At 75.3% G+C, this 18,706-nt stretch carries 17 protein-coding genes, 1 pseudogene and 1 riboswitch; of the genes and pseudogenes, 6 read left to right on the top strand and 12 right to left on the bottom strand.

Annotated features, from left to right (window positions below):
* Positions 1–26: 26 nt before the first annotated feature.
* From AC1VL8_RS09520 to AC1VL8_RS09500, 5 genes and pseudogenes are all read right to left on the bottom strand, one after another.
* The gene (locus tag AC1VL8_RS09520) at positions 27–431 is read right to left on the bottom strand and encodes a DUF4259 domain-containing protein (protein WP_483074995.1); all 405 of its coding nucleotides are present in this window, start codon (positions 429–431) and stop codon (positions 27–29) included.
* Positions 432–506: 75 nt separating this feature from the next.
* Positions 507–3,586, bottom strand: a pseudogene (locus AC1VL8_RS09515) (alpha-mannosidase).
* An 84-nt stretch (positions 3,587–3,670) separates the two neighbouring features.
* A complete protein-coding gene (locus AC1VL8_RS09510) occupies positions 3,671–4,564 on the bottom strand; it encodes a carbohydrate ABC transporter permease (protein ID WP_483074994.1) in 894 nt (297 codons plus the stop codon).
* A complete protein-coding gene (locus AC1VL8_RS09505; RefSeq protein WP_483074993.1) occupies positions 4,564–5,490 on the bottom strand; it encodes a carbohydrate ABC transporter permease in 927 nt (308 codons plus the stop codon). Before AC1VL8_RS09505 ends, AC1VL8_RS09510 begins: the two co-directional genes overlap by 1 nt.
* Complete coding sequence (locus AC1VL8_RS09500) at positions 5,490–6,845, bottom strand: extracellular solute-binding protein (protein ID WP_483074992.1); 1,356 nt, start codon at positions 6,843–6,845, stop codon at positions 5,490–5,492. Before AC1VL8_RS09500 ends, AC1VL8_RS09505 begins: the two co-directional genes overlap by 1 nt.
* Before the next feature lie 219 nt (positions 6,846–7,064).
* Between AC1VL8_RS09500 and AC1VL8_RS09495 the strand changes: the two genes are divergently transcribed.
* Genes AC1VL8_RS09495 through AC1VL8_RS09485 form a run of 3 tightly spaced genes read left to right on the top strand, consistent with a single transcriptional unit; the run spans position 7,065 to position 8,679 of the window.
* Complete coding sequence (locus AC1VL8_RS09495) at positions 7,065–7,493, top strand: hypothetical protein (RefSeq protein ID WP_389226226.1); 429 nt, start codon at positions 7,065–7,067, stop codon at positions 7,491–7,493.
* On the top strand, positions 7,487–7,714 hold the full coding sequence (locus tag AC1VL8_RS09490; protein ID WP_389226223.1) for a helix-turn-helix transcriptional regulator: 228 nt from the start codon (positions 7,487–7,489) through the stop codon (positions 7,712–7,714). The genes AC1VL8_RS09495 and AC1VL8_RS09490 overlap by 7 nt, the downstream gene beginning before the upstream one ends.
* Positions 7,711–8,679, top strand: coding sequence for an NAD(P)-dependent alcohol dehydrogenase (locus AC1VL8_RS09485; RefSeq protein ID WP_483074991.1), 969 nt, complete (start codon positions 7,711–7,713; stop codon positions 8,677–8,679). Before AC1VL8_RS09490 ends, AC1VL8_RS09485 begins: the two co-directional genes overlap by 4 nt.
* Positions 8,680–8,688: 9 nt before the next feature.
* On the opposite strand, the gene AC1VL8_RS09480 is transcribed toward AC1VL8_RS09485, so the two are convergent.
* The 3 genes from AC1VL8_RS09480 to purN all read right to left on the bottom strand — a co-directional run bounded on the left by AC1VL8_RS09480 (position 8,689) and on the right by purN (position 12,516).
* On the bottom strand, positions 8,689–9,939 hold the full coding sequence (locus tag AC1VL8_RS09480) for an ROK family transcriptional regulator (RefSeq protein WP_389226217.1): 1,251 nt from the start codon (positions 9,937–9,939) through the stop codon (positions 8,689–8,691).
* Positions 9,940–10,044: 105 nt separating this feature from the next.
* Complete coding sequence (gene purH / locus AC1VL8_RS09475; protein WP_483076222.1) at positions 10,045–11,679, bottom strand: bifunctional phosphoribosylaminoimidazolecarboxamide formyltransferase/IMP cyclohydrolase; 1,635 nt, start codon at positions 11,677–11,679, stop codon at positions 10,045–10,047.
* A gap of 49 nt (positions 11,680–11,728) precedes the next feature.
* A riboswitch (ZMP/ZTP riboswitch) is annotated at positions 11,729–11,819 on the bottom strand.
* 52 nt (positions 11,820–11,871) lie between these two features.
* Positions 11,872–12,516, bottom strand: coding sequence for a phosphoribosylglycinamide formyltransferase (gene purN, locus AC1VL8_RS09470; protein WP_389226211.1), 645 nt, complete (start codon positions 12,514–12,516; stop codon positions 11,872–11,874).
* Between the two features lie 40 nt (positions 12,517–12,556).
* On the opposite strand from purN, the gene AC1VL8_RS09465 reads away from it, so the two are divergent.
* Positions 12,557–13,303, top strand: a complete 747-nt coding sequence (locus AC1VL8_RS09465; RefSeq protein ID WP_483074990.1) for a hypothetical protein — start codon at positions 12,557–12,559, stop codon at positions 13,301–13,303.
* A 16-nt stretch (positions 13,304–13,319) separates the two neighbouring features.
* Here the strand turns inward: AC1VL8_RS09465 and AC1VL8_RS09460 are convergent, their stop codons facing one another.
* From AC1VL8_RS09460 to sucC, 3 genes are all read right to left on the bottom strand, one after another.
* Positions 13,320–14,621: a cell division protein PerM gene (locus AC1VL8_RS09460; RefSeq protein WP_483074989.1), complete on the bottom strand. Its 1,302-nt coding sequence runs from the start codon at positions 14,619–14,621 to the stop codon at positions 13,320–13,322.
* Positions 14,622–14,763: 142 nt separating this feature from the next.
* Positions 14,764–15,660 (bottom strand): succinate--CoA ligase subunit alpha, encoded by an 897-nt coding sequence (gene sucD / locus AC1VL8_RS09455; protein ID WP_389226202.1) that lies wholly within the window; start codon positions 15,658–15,660, stop codon positions 14,764–14,766.
* Positions 15,661–15,709: 49 nt separating this feature from the next.
* Positions 15,710–16,891 carry an ADP-forming succinate--CoA ligase subunit beta gene (sucC, locus tag AC1VL8_RS09450; RefSeq protein WP_389226199.1) on the bottom strand — a complete coding sequence of 394 codons (1,182 nt, stop codon included), beginning with the start codon at positions 16,889–16,891 and terminating at the stop codon, positions 15,710–15,712.
* 165 nt (positions 16,892–17,056) lie between these two features.
* On the opposite strand from sucC, the gene AC1VL8_RS09445 reads away from it, so the two are divergent.
* Complete coding sequence (locus AC1VL8_RS09445; RefSeq protein WP_389226196.1) at positions 17,057–17,281, top strand: helix-turn-helix domain-containing protein; 225 nt, start codon at positions 17,057–17,059, stop codon at positions 17,279–17,281.
* Positions 17,282–17,311: 30 nt separating this feature from the next.
* Positions 17,312–17,860, top strand: a complete 549-nt coding sequence (locus AC1VL8_RS09440; RefSeq protein ID WP_483074988.1) for a Clp protease N-terminal domain-containing protein — start codon at positions 17,312–17,314, stop codon at positions 17,858–17,860.
* A gap of 130 nt (positions 17,861–17,990) precedes the next feature.
* Here the strand turns inward: AC1VL8_RS09440 and AC1VL8_RS09435 are convergent, their stop codons facing one another.
* Positions 17,991–18,659 carry an AIM24 family protein gene (locus tag AC1VL8_RS09435; RefSeq protein ID WP_389226191.1) on the bottom strand — a complete coding sequence of 223 codons (669 nt, stop codon included), beginning with the start codon at positions 18,657–18,659 and terminating at the stop codon, positions 17,991–17,993.
* Positions 18,660–18,706 lie beyond the last annotated feature (47 nt).

The following is an 18,706-nucleotide window of genomic DNA, read 5'->3' as shown; positions in this document are numbered from 1 at the left end:
GGGTCGAGGCGGACCACCCGCGGGGTTCAGCCGGCGGTGGCCGCCCGGAGCCGCGCGACCGACTCGAGCGCCGGGACCCGCCACTCGTCGACGCCGACCTCGTCCCACAGCTCGTAGAGCTCCGAGGTGTCGGCGTCCGCGAGCGCCCGGTCGGCCTGGACCAGCAGCCAGGCGGTGCGCTCCGCGGTGAGGTGCGGGGCCGCCGCCGTCAGCACCTCCTGCTCGTCCGGGACCTCCGCGTGCGGCAGCCCGCGCAGCGCGAGCGCGATCTCGACGAGCGCCAGCACCGCCTGGCCGCCGTCCGCGTCGAGGTACTCGTCGTCCTCGGCGTACTCCTCCACGTCCGCGAACGTGAACGTGCCCTTCCGGATGCTGTCGAGCAGGTCGCCCACGCTGTCGGAGTCGAACGGCCCAGAGCCCCAGGTACCCATACCGGGACGATAGCCGCCCCCGCCGCCGTCCCGGTGCGGGAACGGCGGCGGGGGCGGGTGCGGGGACGACGGACGTCAGGCGCGGGCGACGCGGAGGGTGAGCAGCTGGAACGGCCGCAGCTCGAGGTCCACGGCCCCGTCCGACCCGGCGGCCCCCCGGACCGCGCGGGCCGGGACCTCGCGCTCCAGCAGGTCCACCTCGGTGACCGCGCCGGCGGCGAAGCCCCAGCCGACCCGCGCGCGGGCGCGGGCGCCGTGCGCCTCGTACAGCCGGACCACGACGTCGCCGGACCCGTCGTCGGCGAGCTTGACCGCCTCGACGACCACCCCGGGCGCGTCGACCGTCACCAGGGGCTCCACGGGCCGGGACCCGCGGACCTCCCGCACCGGCAGGTTCGCCCGGTAGCCGTCGACGACGGCCTCGGGGATGCCCGCGCCGACGTGCAGCAGGGTCCGGAACACGTGCCGGCCCTGGTCGGCCTCGGGGTCGGGGAACAGCGGTGCGCGCAGCAGCGACTGCCGGACGACGGTCGACGTGCCGCCGTCCGGTGCGACCGACCGCGTGACGTCGTGGCCGTAGGTGGCGTCGTTGGCGACCGCCACCCCGTAGCCGGGCTCCCCGACGTGCACCCAGCGGTGCGCGCAGATCTCGTACCGGGCGACGTCCCAGGACGTGTTGGTGTGGGTCGGGCGCAGCACGTGGCCGAACTGGGTCTCCGCCGCGGACCGGTCGGCGTGCACGTCGACGGGGAACGCGAGCTTGAGCAGCAGCTGCCGCTCGTGCCAGTCGACCTCGGTGCTGATGTCGACCGCGCGGGTGCCGGGCCGGAACGTCAGCTCCTGCACGATCGTCGAGGTCCCGACGGTGCGGGAGGTGCGGATCACCGCGCGGTCGGGCTTCTCGGCGACGACCTCGACGGAGTCCGCGTCGAGCAGGTCCTGCACGGTGCGGCGGTACTCGGCGTCGATGTCCCACGCGTCCCACTGCCGCGGCACGTCGCGGTGCACCTGCAGCAGGTTCGCGAGGGCACCCGGTGCGACGGCCTCGCGGTCCGCGGCGAGGTCCCGGACGGACGCGAGCTGCCCGCCGGCGCTGAGCCGGACGTCGAGCACGTCGGTGCGGACGCGCAGGGTGCCGTCGTCGGCGCGCAGCACCTCGACCGTGCCGGTCGCGGTGCCCTCGTCGGACGCGAGCACCCCGCCCAGGGCCGGGACCCCGTCGCGGGCGTGCGGCGCGGCGTTGAGCCGGACGGTGCCGTCGCCGTCGCCGGCCAGGGCCGCGAGCGCCGCCCCGATCACGGCCTCCGCGCGGTGCTCGACGTCCGCGTACGCCTCCTCGGCCTGCCGGTAGACCCAGCCGATGGACGATCCCGGGAGGATGTCGTGGAACTGGTGCAGCAGCACCACCCGCCACAGGGCGCGGAGCTCGTCGGCCGGGTAGGCGTGGCCGGTGCGCACGGCGGCGGTCGCGGCCCAGAGCTCGGCCTCGCGCAGCAGGTGCTCGCTGCGCCGGTTGCCGCGCTTGGTCCGGGCCTGCGAGGTGTAGGTGCCGCGGTGGTACTCGAGGTACATCTCCCCCGACCACACCGACGACCGGCCGGGCTCGGCGGCCTCGGCCTCGTCGAGCTCGGCCTCGGCGCGCGCGAAGAAGTCGTTCGGCGAGCCGAGCTCGACCTCGGGCAGGCCGGCCAGCGACCGGGCGCGGTCGGCGGCCGCGAGCATCTCGCGCGTCGGCCCGCCGCCCCCGTCGCCCCAGCCGAACGGCACCAGCGACTCGGTCGCCACGTCCTTGTCGCGGAACTCCCGCTCGGCGTGCGCGAGCTCCCGCGGCGACAGGTCGGAGTTGTAGGTGTCGACCGGGGGGAAGTGCGCGAGCACCCGGGAGCCGTCGATGCCCTCCCAGCGGAAGGTGTGGTGCGGCATCCGGTTGGTGTCGTTCCAGGACAGCTTCTGCGACAGGAACCACCGCGACCCGGCGGCGCGGACGATCTGCGGCAGCGCCCCGGTGTAGCCGAACGAGTCGGGCAGCCAGACGTCCTGCGTCTCGACGCCGAGCTCGTCGAGGAAGTACCGCTTGCCCTCGACCATCTGCCGGGCCAGGGCCTCGCCGCCGGGCATGTTGGTGTCCGACTCGACCCACATCCCGCCGACCGGCACGAACTGCCCCGCGGCGACCTTCGCGCGGATCCGCTCGAACAGCTGGGGTGCCGCTCGGCGACCCACGCGTACTGCTGCGCGGACGAGCAGGCGAACACGAAGTCCTCGCGCTCGTCCATCAGCGCCACGACGCTCGCGAACGTCCGGGAGCACTTGCGGACCGTCTCCCGGGCGGGCCAGAGCCAGGCCGAGTCGATGTGGGCGTGCCCGGTGGCGAGCACCCGGTGCCCGCCGGCGCCGGCGGGGACGTCGAGCACCGGCCGCAGCACCGCGCGCCCGGCGGCGACCGTCCCGGCGACGTCGAACGGGTCGATCGCGTCGACCACGAGGTCGAGCGCGCGCAGCGCCCGGGCGTGCCGGGTGGAGCCGGCGTCGAGCACCTCGACCAGCCCCTGCACCGTGAGCAGGTCCTGCCACAGCTCCCAGACCTCGACGTCGCGGAGCACGACCTCCGCGGACCGCAGTGCGTACAGCGGGTCGGTGCCGGCGGTCAGCGGGTCGCCGAGCGGCGTCGGGCCGTACCAGGTGCTGCTGCCGACGTCGGGGTTGCCCGCGGCCTCGACGTACACGTCCACGACCGGGTCGGACCACGGCACGGCCTGGTTCAACGGGGACAGGCCCTTGACCGCGACCCCGTCCGGACGGAGCACGAGGCCCTCCGCCTGGAAGCCGGGCTGGGTGGTGGTGAACCCGAGGTCGATCGCGAGCTCGACGGCGTGCCGCCCGGCGGCGACCTCGGCGGAGCCGGCCCAGGCCGCGGGGACGTCGCCGGTCATCCGGAACCAGGTGGTGCTCCACGGCGCGCCCCAGGGGGTGCCGAGCGGGGCGGGCGCGTAGTCCTGCGCGACCGCCTCGGCGAACGGCACCGGCTCCCCCGGCGCGGTCCACGCCGTGACGGTCAGGGGGGCGCGGTCGGCGACCAGGGCGGGGGTGAGGCGCTCGTGCAGGAAGCGCTGCACGCGCTGGACGACACGGGCGACGTCGACGTCGACGGGCATGGAGGGACCTCCGGGGATCAGGGGTGCGACGAGTGCGTGGGGTGCGGGAGGGGTGCGAGAGGTGCGTGGGGCGCGGGCCGGGCGTCAGCCCTTGACCGCCCCGGACATGGCGAACGAGCCCCCGGAGAACCGCTGCACCACGAGGTACAGCACGAGGACGGGGACGGAGTAGAGGATCGAGAACGCCGCGAGCCGGCCGTAGGCGACGGTGCCGTACGTGCCGAAGAAGCTGTAGATCGCGACGGCGGCGGGCTGGTTGTCGGGCGAGAAGAGCAGCACGAACGGGACGAAGAAGTTCCCCCACGCCCCGGTGAACACGAAGATGAACACCACCGCGATGCCGGGCCGCATCAGCGGGACGACGATCCGGCGCAGCGCGGTCATCGACCCGGCGCCGTCGACCCACGCGGCCTCCTCCAGGGACACCGGCACGGAGTCCATGAAGTTCTTGGTCATCCAGATGGCCATCGGCAGCGACGTCGCGGCCAGGAAGAACACGGTGCCCGCCACGGAGTCGAGCATCCCGAGGTACACGAACAGCGCGTAGACCGGGACCATCATCGCGGTGATCGGCAGGCAGGTGCCGAACAGGATGCCGTAGAGGAACGACTTGCGGAACCGCATCTGGTACCGCGACAGCGGGTACGCCGCGAGCAGCGACGCCAGCACCGTCAGGACGGCGGTGCCGCCGGACAGCACCGTGGAGTTCCACAGCGGCCGGAACGTGGCGTCCCAGGTGAGGATCTGGCTGAAGTTGTCGCCCGTCAGGCGCTCCGGCAGCTTCACCGAGACCGTCGCGGCGGGGTCGAGCGACGCGAGGACGATCCACGCGAGCGGCACGAGGAACGCGACGGCCACGACCAGCAGGGCGAGCGTGACGAGCAGCCGGCCGGTGCGCCGGCGGGGCGAGGCGACCGACGGGACGGGCCGGGCCCGCCGGGTCCCGGTCGCGGCGGGCGGGGCGGTGAGCGCGGTCATCAGTCGACCTCCGGCTTGAGCACGCGGATGTACACGAGCGAGAACACCGCGCCGACCAGCAGGGTCACCGTCGCGATGGCCGTGCCGTAGCCGACCTGCGCGAACTTGAACGCCTCCTGGTAGGCCAGCACGGGCAGGGTCGAGGAGTCGGTCCCCGGACCTCCGCCGGTCATCACCCAGATCAGGGTGAACACGGCGAGCGTCTGCAGCGTGGTGAGCATGAGGTTGGTCGAGATGGACCGCCGGATCATCGGCAGCGTGATCCGGAAGAACCGCTGCGGGCCGGTGGCGCCGTCGATGGCGGCGGCCTCGGTGACGTCGGGCGGGACCTCGGCCAGCGCGGCGCCGTAGACCATCATCGAGAACGCGGTGCCGCGCCAGATGTTCGCGAGGATCACCGCGAGCATCGGCACGGAGATCAGCCAGGTCGGGCCGGTCAGCCCGAACCAGCCGAGCACCTGGTTGAGGGTGCCGTCGGTGGAGAAGAACGCGTACAGCGCGAACGCGGCGACGATCTCCGGCAGCACCCACGCCATGACGACGATCGCGGACACCGTGGCGCGCAGCGGCTTCGCGGCGGCCCGGAGCAGCATCGCCAGGCCCATGCCGAGCACGTTCTGCCCGACCACGGCCGACGCCCCGACGAACACCACGGTCAGGACGACGGACTTCCAGAACCCGTCGTCGCCGAGCAGCGCGACGTAGTTGTCGAGGCCGACGAACTCCGGGGCCGCGGCCCGGTAGCCGGTGAGCGCCTGGTTGGTGAGCGAGCCGTAGAACGACCACAGCACCGGCCCGGCGAGGAACACCAGCATCAGCGCGACGGCGGGCAGCAGCGGCAGCAGCCGCAGGGCGGCCCGCCCCGGGCGACGGCGGGGGCGGGTGGGGCCCGCCGCCGTCGCCCGGTCCAGGGTGGCGGCCGTCATCAGCCGGCGGCCTGGGTCGCGTCCTCGCCGACGATGGACAGCAGACCGTCGTCGTAGGTGGCCGCGGCCTCCTCGGCGGTCTGCTGGCCGGTGGCCACGGACTCCGCGGCGACCTGGATGTTCGACGAGATCTGCGAGTAGTCCGGCGTGGCCGGGCGGAAGTGCGTGTACTCGACGAGCGAGCTGAAGAACTCGAACGACGGGTTGTAGCCCAGGTACTCCGGGTCCTCGGCGACGTCGGTCCGGACCGCGATCTGGCTGTTCTCGGTGTCGTACTTGAGCGAGTTCTCGCGGTTCAGCGCGGTCGCGATGAAGTCGAAGGCCGCCTGCGGGTCGCTGGCGTTCGCGCCGACGGACAGCGTCCAGCCGCCGGACATCGAGGTGAAGCCGGGCTCCTGGCCGTCCTGGGTGGGCATCGCCGCCATGCCGAGGGTCTGCTCCCACTCGGGCCAGGCGTTGTCGCCCTCGATCCAGCCGCCGGGCAGCCACGAGCCGTCGACCGCCATCGCGAGCTTGCCCTCGGGCAGCAGCTCGGTGGCGACGCGGGCGCCCACGGAGGCGTCGAGCGCGACGTCGAGCGACGGCGCCAGGCCCTCGGAGTAGATCGTCTCGAGGAACGCGAGCGAGTCGGTGAAGCCCTGCGAGCCGGTGACCCACTTCTGGCTGTCGGCGTCGTAGAGCTCGTCGCCGGTCCCGTACAAGAGCATCTCGAAGCCCTGCATCGTCGTGGCCTCGCCGGCGGCCTTGCCGGCGTAGACGTTCAGCGGGGTGACGTCCGGCAGCTTCTCCTTGACGGTGCGCGCGGCGGTGAGGATGTCGTCCCAGGTCTCGGGCTGCCAGTCGGTCGGGAGCCCGGCCTGCGCGAACAGGTCCTTGTTGTAGTAGATGCCGCGGGTGTCGGTGCCCATCGAGACGCCGTAGACCTTGCCGTCGTCGCCGAGGCCGGCCTGCCGGGCGTTCTCCGGGAACTGGTCCCAGTCCTCCCACGCCTCGACGTACTCGTCGATCGGCAGCAGGTAGCCGGCGGCGGCGTCGGACCGGATCTGGAACGTGTCCTCGTAGATGACGTCGGGGGCGGTGTCGGGCGAGCCGTTCATCAGGGCGAGCTTGGTGAAGTACTGGTCCTGCTCCGCCTCGATGGCGACGAGGTCGATCGTCATGCCCTCGTTCGCGGCCTCGTACTCCTCCTTGGCCTTCTTCAGCAGCTCGTCGAGCTGCACGAACTGGGCGGTCCGCTGGTAGGCGACGGTGATCGTCGAGTCGTCCTGCCCGCCCCCGCCGCCGCCGCTGCACGCAGCGAGGCCGATCGTGAGGGCGAGGACGCCGGACGAGGCGATGAGGGCTTGCTGACGCATGGATGCTCCTTTGCTCCACGTGCACGGTCCGGGCGGCGCTGCCGGGACCCGATAACTACAACGTCTGGATGAATTGCTGTCAAGGGATCGGGCCGGACCGTGACCGGGCCGTGACGAACCGGGGCCCACCCCTGCCGTGTCAAAGATGTTTGACACGGCGACGCCACGGCCCTACGGTCCGGGTGTCAAAGATCTTTGACACGGACGACGGGAGCGACGATGTCCTACCAGGAGCGCAGCGCGTGGGCGTCCGGCGTGATCGCCGTGCTCGGCTACGCCGCCTACCTCGCCGTCGTCCTCACCCGCGCGGCGGGCGGGCCGCTGACCGCGGTCCCGTACGCCGGGCCGCTGCTGGTCAGCGTCGGCGCCGCGGTCGTCGCCGGCATCCTGACCGGAGTCGTGCTCGGCGCCCTCGCCGGGGCCGAGCGGGGTGTCCGGGACGAGCGCGAGCGCGAGATCGAGCGGCTCGGCACCCGCGTCGGTCAGGCCTTCCTGGTGCTCGGCGGCGTGGCCGGGCTCGCCCTGGCGCTCGCCGAGGCCGACAGGTTCTGGATCGCGAACGCGCTCTACCTGGGCTTCGTGGCGTCGGCGGTGCTGTCGGCGGTCGCGCGGGTCGCGGCATCCCGGTCCGGAGCCGGCCCGTGGTGAGGCCGACCGCCGTGACCAACACGATCCGGGCGCTGCGCACCGAGCGCGGCCTGACCCAGGCGCAGCTCGCCCAGGCGCTCGGGATCACCCGGCAGACCGTCATCGCCGTCGAGCAGGGACGCTGGTCGCCCTCGCTCGAGCTGGCGTTCCAGATCGCGCACGTCCTCGGACGGCCGATCGACCAGGTGTTCGCGTACGAGCCGGACGGGAGCGGGACATGAGAGCGGTCGAGCGGGAGACCTACGGGGACACGTCGGTGCTGCGGGTGGTCGACCGCGAGCTCGCGGCGCCCACCGGGGACCAGGTGCTGGTCCGGGTGGCCGCGGCCGGGGTGAACATGGCCGAGTGGCACCTGATGACCGGGCTGCCGTCGGTGGCGCGGCTGGCCCTCGGCCTGCGGGCTCCCCGGCGGCGCGGGCTCGGGCAGGACCTGGTGGGCACGGTCGAGGCCGTCGGGCCCGACGTCCGCGCGCTGCGGCCCGGCGACCGGGTGCTCGGCACGGGCGACGCCGCGTTCGCCGAGCAGGCGCTCACCCGCGAGCACCGCCTCGTGACGCTGCCCGCGCACGTGCCCGACGACCGCGCCGCCGCGACGCCCCTGGCCGGGACCACCGCCCTGCACGCCCTGCGGTCCGGCCGGGTCGCGGCCGGGGACCGGGTGCTGGTGCTCGGCGCCGGCGGCGGGGTCGGGTCGCTCTCCGTACGGCTCGCGGTGCTCGCGGGCGCCCACGTCACCGCGGCGACGTCCGCCGCGAAGACCGGCGCCCTGGCCGGCCTCGGCGCCACGGCGGTCGTCGACCGGGAGCACCTGCCGACCAGGCCCGGCGGCGGCTACGACGTCGTGCTCGTGACCGGCGGCCTGACCCCGCTGGGCGACCTGCGGCGCCTGCTCGGCCCCCGGGGGACCCTCGTGCTGGTCGGCGCCGAGGGCGGCGGCACGGTGGTCGGCGGCGGGCTCGCCCGGCAGGCCCGCGCCGCCGCCCTCGACCCGTGGGTCCGGCAGCGCCTGCGCAGCGTCGTCGCGCGGGCGAACCCGACCGACCTGGCGCGGCTGCGGGACCTGCTCGCCGACGGCAGCCTCGTGCCCGTGGTGGACCGCACCTTCCCGCTCGCCGAGGCCGGTGCCGCGATCGACCACCTCGCGTCCGGGGCGGCGCGCGGCAAGGTCGTGCTGCGGGTGGGCTGACCGGGCGCGTCAGCTGACCAGCAGCAGATCGCTCGGCCGCGGCGTGAACGCCCGCCCCAGCAGGATGCACCCGGCCCCCACGGCGCCGACCTGCGGGCCGTACCCGGACGACGACACCGTCACGGCGTGCGCGCCGGGCACCGGGTGCTGCGCGACCGTCTCGGTCAGCGCGGGCTCCGCGTACGGGGCGATCCGGTCCCAGAGCGGCCCGCCGACCAGGACGCTGCCGACGTCGAGCAGGTCGGTGAGCACCCCGGCGGCGGCCCCGAGCCGCCGGCCCGCGAGCGCCAGCACCTCCCGCGCCCCCGCGTGCCCGGCGTCCGCAGCCGCGCAGAGCCCGGCGACCGCGCGGTCGACGGCGCGCGGGTCGGTGCCGTCGCCCCAGTCGGGCAGGTCGACCCCGGCCGCGCGGCCCTGCTGCGCCAGCGCCTCCGCGCGGAGCACCGCCCCCAGGCAGCCGCGCCGCCCGCACCAGCACGGCGCACCGTCCGGGTCCGCGACCAGGTGGCCCGACTCCCCCGCGTTGCCCGAGATGCCGCGCACCACCTCGTCGCGCAGCACGATCGACACCGCGACGCCCGTGCCGAGGTAGCAGAACACGAAGTCCGAGGGGTGCGCGGGGCCCGCGCCGGCCGCGTCCGCGGGCGCCCACAGGTGCGCGCACGCCGCGGCGATCACGTCCTTGTCGAGCACGGCGCGCAGCCCGGTCCGCTCGGCCACGGCGTCCCGCAGCGGCACGTCGTGCCAGCCGGGCAGGTGCGGCGGGTCCAGCACGACGCCCGCCTCGACGTCGATCGGCCCGGGTGCGGCGATCCCGACCCCCAGCACCCGGTCCCGATCCACCCCGGCGGCGGCGATCAGCCCCTCGATCTCGGCGACCAGCCCGTCGACGACGGCCTGCGGGTCCTCCGGCACCGGGGTCGGCGACTGCGCCCGCGCCACCACCGCGCCCGACAGGTCCAGCAGCACGAACGTCATCGTCGCGGGGTCCAGGTGCACCCCGACGGCGAACCGGCTCGGCGCGTTCAGCCGCAGCAGCGTCCCGGGGCGGCCCGGGCCGCGGCGCGCCGCCTCGCCCTCCTCGACCACCAGGCCGAGGTCGAGCAGGCGGCGCGCCACGTTGGTGACGGTCTGCGCCGAGAGTCCCGTCCGACGCGCCACCTCCGCGCGGGCCAGCCCGCCGCCGGCGCGCCGGATGACGTCCAGCACGACGGTCTGGTTGAAGTCGCCCATCCGGGGCAGGTTGGTCCCGCGGCGCATGCCCGCCCCTCCCGTCGGCTCCGCACCGGGTCGGCCCCGGGGCGGCCCCGGTCCGGCGCTCAGGTCGCGCCGACGCGACCGGGGGTGCGTCGCATTATGCCGACGTCAGTGCGCGAAGTGGCGCGTCCCGGTCAGGTAGAGCGTCACGCCGGCCGCCTGGGCCGCCGCGACGACCTCCTCGTCGCGCACGGAGCCGCCGGGCTGGACGACCGCCCGGACCCCGGCGTCGAGCAGCACCTGCAGGCCGTCGGCGAACGGGAAGAACGCGTCCGACGCGGCGACCGCGCCGCGCGCCCGCTCGGCGTCGCCGGTGTTCGCGCGCTCCACCGCCAGGCGGCAGGAGTCGACCCGGTTGACCTGGCCCATGCCGACGCCGACCGAGGCGCCGCCGTCCGCGAGCAGGATCGCGTTCGACTTCACCGCGCGCACCGCCCGCCAGGCGAACGTCAGGTCGGCGAGCGTCGCCGCGTCGGCGGGCTCCCCCGCGGCCAGGGTCCACGTGGTCGGGTCGTCGCCGGGGGCGTCGACGCGGTCGACCTCCTGCACCAGCAGGCCGCCGCTGATCGGCCGGGTCTCGACGCCCGCGGACGGCGCGCCCTCGACGACCAGGAGGCGGATGTTCTTCTTGCGCTGCAGGACCTCGAGCGCGGCGGGCTCGTAGCCGGGCGCCACGACGACCTCGGTGAACACCTCCGCGATCTGCTCGGCCGCCGCGAGGGTGACGGTCGCGTTCGCCGCGATCACGCCGCCGAACGCGGACACCGGGTCGCAGGCGTGGGCGCGGGCGTGCGCGTCCGCGATGTCGGCGCCGACCGCGATGCCGCAGGGGTTCGCGTGCTTGATGATCGCGACCGCCGGGCCCTCGTGGTCGTGCGCCGCGCGCCAGGCCGCGTCGGCGTCGACGTAGTTGTTGTAGCTCATCGCCTTGCCGTGCAGCTGCGTCGCCTGCGCGAGACCGGTCGCGCCGTGGCCCGCGGTGTAGACGGCCGCGCGCTGGTGCGGGTTCTCGCCGTAGCGCAGCACGTCCGCGCGCTCCCAGGTCGCCCCCATCCACGCCGGGAACCCGGTGGCGACGCCGTCGACCTCGTCCGTCGTGGTCGCGACGTTCCCCATCCACGACGCCACGGCGACGTCGTAGCTCGCGGTGTGCACGAACGCCTGCGCGGCGAGCCGGGTGCGCGCCGCCAGGGTGAAGCCCCCGGCCCGGACGGCCTCGACCACGTCGCCGTACGCGGCGGGGTCGACGACGACCGCGACGCTCGGGTGGTTCTTCGCCGCGGCGCGGACCATCGACGGCCCGCCGATGTCGATCTGCTCGACGCACTCGTCCGGGGTCGCGCCCGAGGCGACGGTCGCCGTGAACGGGTACAGGTTCACCACCACCAGCTCGAACGGCGCCACGCCGAGCTCGTCCAGCTGCGCCAGGTGCTCGGGGCGGCGGGTGTCCGCGAGGATGCCGGCGTGCACCCGGGGGTGCAGCGTCTTCACGCGGCCGTCCAGGCACTCGGGGAACCCGGTCAGGTCCTCGACGCGCGTCACCGGGATCCCCGCGGCGGCGACGGTGCCCGCGGTGGAGCCGGTGGACACCAGCTCCACGCCGGCCTCGTGCAGCGCCGCCGCGAGCTCGACCAGGCCGGACTTGTCGTAGACGGACAGCAGCGCGCGGCGGACGGGGCGGCGGGTGCTGTCGGCGGTCGGGTCGGCGACGGTGGGCACGGCGGGCAGCGAGGCGTGGGACATCAGGTCCTCCGGGTCGGACGGCACCCGTGCGGGTGCGACGGTGTCAGGACCCGAGCACCCAGGCGGCCGGTGCGACGGCGGAACTGCTGCGGCCGCTCCCCGGTGGTCAGTTCCACCTCGCGCCAGTCACGACCTGGGGACGAGCCTACCGGAGGCCCGCGCGAGGTCCACCGGCGCGGGCGGAGCCGCCGGTCAGCCGACCGTGACCACGCGCCCGTCGACCCGCATCCCGCCGGCGACCACCCGCGCGACCCAGTCGACCAGCAGCGCGCGCTCCGCGACCTTGATCCGCTCGTGCAGGCCCGCCTCGTCGTCACCCGGCTCCACGGCGACCGCGACCTGCGCGATCACGGGGCCGGTGTCGACGCCCGCGTCGACGACGTGCAGCGTGCAGCCGGTGACCTTGGCCCCGAACGCCAGCGCGTCGCGGACGGCGTGCGCGCCCGGGAACGACGGCAGCAGCGCGGGGTGGGTGTTGACCACGCGCCCGGGCCACCGGTCCAGCACCGCCGCACCGAGGATCCGCATGAACCCGGCGGACACGACGAGGTCGGGCCGGAACACCGCGATCGCCTCGGCGACCCCCGCGTCCCACGCCGCCCGGTCGGCGAAGTCCGCGGGCGCGACGACCGCCGTCGGCACCCCCGCCCGGCGCGCGAGCTCCAGGCCCCCGGCCGACGCCCGGTCCGCCACCACGCCGACCACCCGCGCGGGGTAGCCGGGCCGGTCGTGGGCCGCCAGCAGCGCGGCGAGGTTGCTGCCGGCGCCGGAGACGAGGACGACGAGTCGGCCGCCGGAGCGGGTCGCGGGGCGGGGCGGGGCGTCGGGGGCGCTCATGGGGCCCGACCCTAACCGGCGCGTGCGCGAGAATGGGCCGGTGAGCAACCCGTACGCCCCGCCGTCCCCGGACCGCACGCCCGACGGCAGCCCCGCGCAGGACGGCGAGCGGGCGCCGGGACCGGTCGCGCCGCCGCAGGGCGCGTCGCCGCAGGGCGCGTCGCCGCAGGGCGGGCCGGCGCAGGCCGCGCTGCCGCAGGGCGGGCCGGCGCAGGCCGCGCTGCCGCAGGGCGGGCCGGCGCAGGTCGGACCGCCGCAGGTCGGTCCTCCGGGGGACGCCTCCCCGCACGCGACCCCGCGACGCGACCCGCACCCCGGCGCGACCCCGCACCCCGGCGCGACCCCGCACTCCGGCGCGACCCCGCCACCGCCCGCCCCGACCCCGCCGCCGGAGGTGCTCGCCCGGATCGGCCGGCTCGTGCGGCAGTTCGGCGTGTGGCTGGTGGCCGGCGTCGTCGTCGGCCTGCTGCCGCTGCCGTGGCGGCTCGCGACGGTGGCGTTCCTGGTCGGCGCCGGCTGGGCGGGCGTGCGGGCGCTGGTCTCCGTGGGCACCGCGCGGCTGCGCGGCGGCCTGCTGCCGCTGCTCACCGCCGGTCTGGTGATGGTGGGCATCCTCCTGGTGGGGACGTTCGGGTCCCTGCTCACCTGGGACCTGGACACCGACCGGCAGGCGTGCCTGCAGGGCGCGCTCACCCGGTCCGCCGAGGCCGCGTGCGAGCGCGCCTACCAGGACGGGCTCGACGACCTCAGCGGCGGGCTGACCGGCGGACTCACCGGCAGGCCCTGAGACCCGCCCGCCCGCGTCAGCCTCGGCGGACCGCGCCCGCCGCCGCGGCCCCCGTGCGCCGCGCGAGGCCGAGCACCGCCCCGCGGACGTGCCGGTCCCCCGGGAGCAGCACCACGAGCGCGCCGACCGCCACCCCGGCGGCCACCGCGAGGGCGACGAGCAGCGGCTGCGGCCCGAGCTCGGTCATCCGGCCCGGCCCGATGCCACCGCGGGACAGCGCCGCGAGCACCAGGGCGCCGAGCCCCGCGGTGGCGGCGGTCACCAGCCCCGCCACCAGGGGGTCGAGCGCCCGCTCCGTCGCCAGCCGCCGGCGCAGCACGAGGGCGGCCACGGCCCCGGCGAGCACCGTCACCACCGGCACGAGGACCAGCACGCCGCCGACCACGTCCGGCTCGGGCAGCGCCCCGAGCAGCGGCACCGCGGGCAGGGCGCCCGCCTGCACCTCGGCGACGCCGAACACCGTCCCGGTGCCGACGGCGAACCCGGGCCCCGCGAGCCAGGAGAACGCCCACAGCACCAGGGTCGGCACGTAGGCGAGCTCGCCGACGGCGAGCACGACGCCACCGACCGCGTCCATGCGCATGCCCTGCACCATCTCGGCGATCATCGTGCGCCCGGTCACGACCCAGAGCGTCGTGAGCAGCGCCGCCAGCAGCACCAGCGACGCGAGGGCGGCGAGGCCCGCGGCGACGCCGTGCGCGACCGGTGCGGGGAGCCGGGTGACCAGCGGGTCGAGCACGTCGCGCAGCCGGGGCGCCTCGGGCCGGCGCAGCAGCCCGGCCCCCAGCCCGGTGACCGCGACCAGCACGGCACCGAGCAGGCCCGCGCCGAGGTGCAGCAGGGACGTGCCGGTCGTGAGCCCGACGACCAGGACCACCCCCGTGTAGGCCGCGACCCCGGCACCGAGCGAGGACCGCGTCGCGTACCCGGACCGCCGGGCCGACGCGTAGCAGCCGAACACCGCGAGCAGCGTCAGGCCCAGCGGGACCAGCGTCACCGTGGGGGCGAGCGTCAGCGGGACGCCGTGCGCGAGCAGCCAGAGCCCGGCGGCCACCTGCACGGCGCGGGTCCACGGCACGCCCGTGGTCGCCGGCGCGGCGGAGGTCGCGACGTACGCGGCCACGGCGGGCAGCACCACCACGAGCAGCGGCAGCAGGGCGGCCTGCAGCCCCGCCAGCGCGCCGCCGACCCAGCGCGGCGCCCCGTCGAGGTCGCTCACGAAGAACCCCGACGCGGGCGTGTCGTCCAGCAGCCGCCGTCGCGACCGGGCGCCCGACGGGGCGCGGCGGTCGGGCCGGGTGCCGGGTGCGCTGCTCACTCCCCCATCGTCCCCGCGGTGGCGCCCGCACCGGCCCAACCGGCCCGGCGCGCCGCGCGTGGCGTCCCCCACGCCCGCCCGGGCAGCACGCGACCGCCGGTGCGCGCGCGGGTGCGCGGCGCCACGGCGGTCGCGAGGTGGGTCAGGACAGCAGCGCCCGGGCGAGCTCGGCGGTCTCGGTCGGCGTGGTGCCGACCTTGACCCCGGCCGCCTCGAGGGCCTCCTTCTTGGCCTGGGCGGTGCCCGCGGAGCCGGAGACGATGGCGCCGGCGTGGCCCATCGTCTTGCCCTCGGGGGCGGTGAACCCGGCGACGTAGCCCACGACCGGCTTCGTCACGTGCTCGGCGATGTACGCCGCGGCCCGCTCCTCCGCGTCCCCGCCGATCTCCCCGATCATGACGATCAGGTCGGTCTCGGGGTCGGCCTCGAACGCCGCGAGGGCGTCGATGTGCGTCGTGCCGATGATCGGGTCGCCGCCGATGCCGACGGCCGTCGAGAACCCGAGGTCCCGCAGCTCGTACATCATCTGGTAGGTGAGCGTGCCGGACTTCGACACCAGGCCGATGCGGCCCGGGCCGGTGATGTCCGACGGGATGATGCCGACGTTCGACTTCCCGGGGCTGATCAGGCCGGGGCAGTTCGGGCCGAGCAGCCGCACGCCCTTGGCCTGCGCGTAGGCGAAGAACTCGGCGGTGTCCGCGACGGGCACCCCCTCGGTGATGATCACGATCAGCGGGACGCCGGCGTCCACGGCCTCGATGACCGCGGCCTTGGTGAAGGCCGGCGGCACGAAGATCACGGACACGTCGGCCCGGGTCGACTCGACGGCCTGCGCCACCGAGCCGAACACCGGGATCGCGACGGTGAGGCCGGAGCCGTCACCGCGCGGGAACTCGACGCTGGTGCCCGCCTTGCGGGGGTTCACGCCGCCGACGACGGTGGTGCCCGCCGCCAGCATGCGGGTGGTGTGCTTGCTGCCTTCGGACCCGGTCATGCCCTGCACGATGACCTTGGACTCCGCGGTCAGGAAGATCGCCATGTGTGTGCTGTCTCGTCTCTCGCGTCGCTGCGTCAGGAGGTTCGGGAGGTCAGACGGATGCCAGACGGGCGGCCTCGGCGGCGCCCCCGTCCATCGTCTCGGCGAGGGTCACCAGCGGGTGCGCGGCGTCGCGCAGGATCCGCCGGCCCTGGACCACGTTGTTGCCGTCGAGCCGCACGACCAGCGGCTTCGTGGCGTGGTCGCCCAGGATGCCCAGCGCCGCGACGATGCCGTTGGCGACCGCGTCGCAGGCGGTGATGCCGCCGAAGACGTTGACGAACACCGACTTCACCTGCGGGTCGGACAGGATGATGTCCAGCCCCGCGGCCATCACCTCGGCCGAGGCACCGCCGCCGATGTCGAGGAAGTTCGCCGGCTTCACGCCGCCGTGCTGCTGCCCGGCGTACGCGACGACGTCGAGGGTGCTCATGACGAGACCCGCGCCGTTGCCGATGACCCCGACCTCGCCGTCGAGCTTGACGTAGTTGAGGTCCTTCTCCTTCGCGCGGGCCTCCAGCGGGTCCGCCGCGGCGGCGTCCTCGAGGGCCGCGTGGTCCTCGTGGCGGAACTCCGCGTTGCCGTCGAGGGTCACCTTGCCGTCGAGCGCGACGACCCGGCCGTCCTCGGTGAGCACGAGCGGGTTCACCTCGACCAGCGTGGCGTCCTCCTCGCGGTACACGTCCCACAGCTTCGTCAGGACCGCGGCGACCTTCGGCGCGACGTCCGCGTCGAAGCCCGCGGCGGCGACGATCTCGTCGGCCTTGGCCTGGTCGATGCCGACGCGGGGGTCCACGGCGACCTTGGCCAGCGCCTCGGGGCGCTCGACCGCGAGCTGCTCGATCTCCATGCCGCCCTCGACGCTCGCCATCGCGAGGTACCGGCGCTCGGCCCGGTCGAGCAGCAGCGAGAAGTAGTACTCCGTCGCGATGCTGGCGCCCGCCGCGATCATCACGCGGTGGACGGTGTGGCCCTTGATGTCCATCCCGAGGATCTCGGCCGCGCGCTCCTCGGCCTCCTGCGCGGAACGGGCCAGCTTGACGCCGCCCGCCTTGCCGCGGCCGCCGGTCTTCACCTGCGCCTTGACGACGACCACGCCCGTGGCGCCGTCGGCGCCCAGCAGGGTCTCGGCCGCCGCGCGCGCCTCGGCGGGCGTCGTCGCGACGATCCCGCCCAGGACGGGCACCCCGTGCTTCTCGAACATGTCGCGTGCCTGGTACTCGAACAGGTCCACCTGTCGCGGTCCTTCCGTCGCCCTGCATCCCTGCGGGATCGGCTGCTCTGCCGCGGACGATCGTAGCCCGGGGCCCGGGGTTTATCTCCACGTCGAGATATGTGACCCGGGTCGCACCGTCAACACGTCTTGACAGATCGCCGGGCGTCAACCAACCTTGACGGCATGGACGACGCCGACGACACCGCGGGCACCCTGACCGCCGCCACCGCGGGCGACCCCGCCACCGGCCTGCGCGCCGTGCGCTCCCTGCGCGTCCTCGCCGACCGGCTCGAGACCCTCCAGGTCGGCCGAGCCCGCGAGCTCGGCTGGTCCTGGCAGGACATCGCCGAGGCCCTCGGCGTCAGCCGCCAGGCCGTGCACCAGAAGCACCACCGCCGCACCCCCTGACCGCCCGTCACCGCGCAGAGGAGCAGACCCATGTTCGAACGGTTCACCACCGGCGCCCGCGAGGCCGTCGTGCAGGCCCAGCAGGTCGCCCGCGACCTCGGCGACCCCCGGATCACGCCCGCGCACCTGCTGGTCGCGCTCACGGACGCGGACCCGGGCACCCGGGCGGCGCTCGCCGCGCACGGCGCCGACCGGGAGACGCTGCTCGACCGGTTCGACACCGACGGCCTCGACGCGGGCGCCCTCGCCGCGCTCGGCATCGACCTCGACGCGGTGCGCCGCTCCGCCGACAGCACCTTCGGCGCCGGCGCCCTCGACCGCGCCCACCCCCGGGCCCGCGGGCCGCGCCGCACCCCCGGGCACCTGCCGTTCACCCGGGACGCGAAGAAGACGCTCGAGGTCGCGCTCCGCGAGGCGCTCCGGCTCGGGCACCGGCGCATCGAGGCCGGGCACGTGCTGCTCGCGATCATCCGCCTCGACGACACCGACGGCCACGCGCTGCTCCGCCGCTGCGGCGTGGACCCCGCGGCCCTCGCCGCGGACACCACGACCCGCCTCGGCGCCACCACGGCAGCCTGACCCGCCGACCCCGCTGGCCCGCTGGCCGCTCGCCGTCGAGTGGAAGGGTCCTGGCCGACACGCCGGGCGTGTCGGCCAGGACCCTTCCACACACCCCGCGGGCGGGTGCGGGGCACGTCGGTCGAGCGGGTCAGGCCGTGGGGGCGACCGGGTAGCCCTCGGACGGCTGCACGACGACGAAGCCCGGGCCGTGGAACGCGTACTGGAACGCCTCGCCGGTGCCGCCGCGCAGCAGCGAGCTGACGTTCATGCTCGACACGACGCCCGGGGTGAGGTTCGCCGACCAGCAGACCGCGGCGTTCGGGTCGACGTACGTGGGCTGCTGCGAGCAGTCGAGGATCATCGGCTGGCCGTGCGACGTCATCGCGACCATGCCGTGGCCCTGGATCAGGGTGTTGAAGAACCCGCCGGTCATCATCCCCGCGCCCTTGGTGCGGTGGATGTCCCACTGCAGCTCGGCGTCGAACGCCAGCAGCGACGACCCGCCGACGCTGATCGCGTCACCCTCGAGCTGGAGCAGGAACACCGTCTCGGCCGCGCGGGCGAAGAACACCTCGCCGGGACCGGAGACCCGCATCAGCGGCTGGTCGTCGGCGCTGATCGCGCGCTTGACGAACCGGGCCAGCGAACCGGACGACTCGTGGTGGAACTGGACCTGGCCCTGGTGGGCGACCATCGCGCCCTTCGCCGCGAGCACGTCGGGGCCGAGCGTCACCTTGAGCATCTTCGAGCTCTGCAGGGTGAAGCGGTCGGCGGTCTGGACCTCGGCGTTGACCTGGTCGAACAGTGGGCTGCGCATAGGCCGATCATGCCGGACCGGGCTGCGGCGCGCGGCCCGGTCCACCC

The organism is Cellulomonas sp. KU4C (assembly GCF_056868065.1).
Note: the sequence above shows the minus strand (reverse complement) of the source record. Positions and strands in the feature narration are given on the sequence as shown.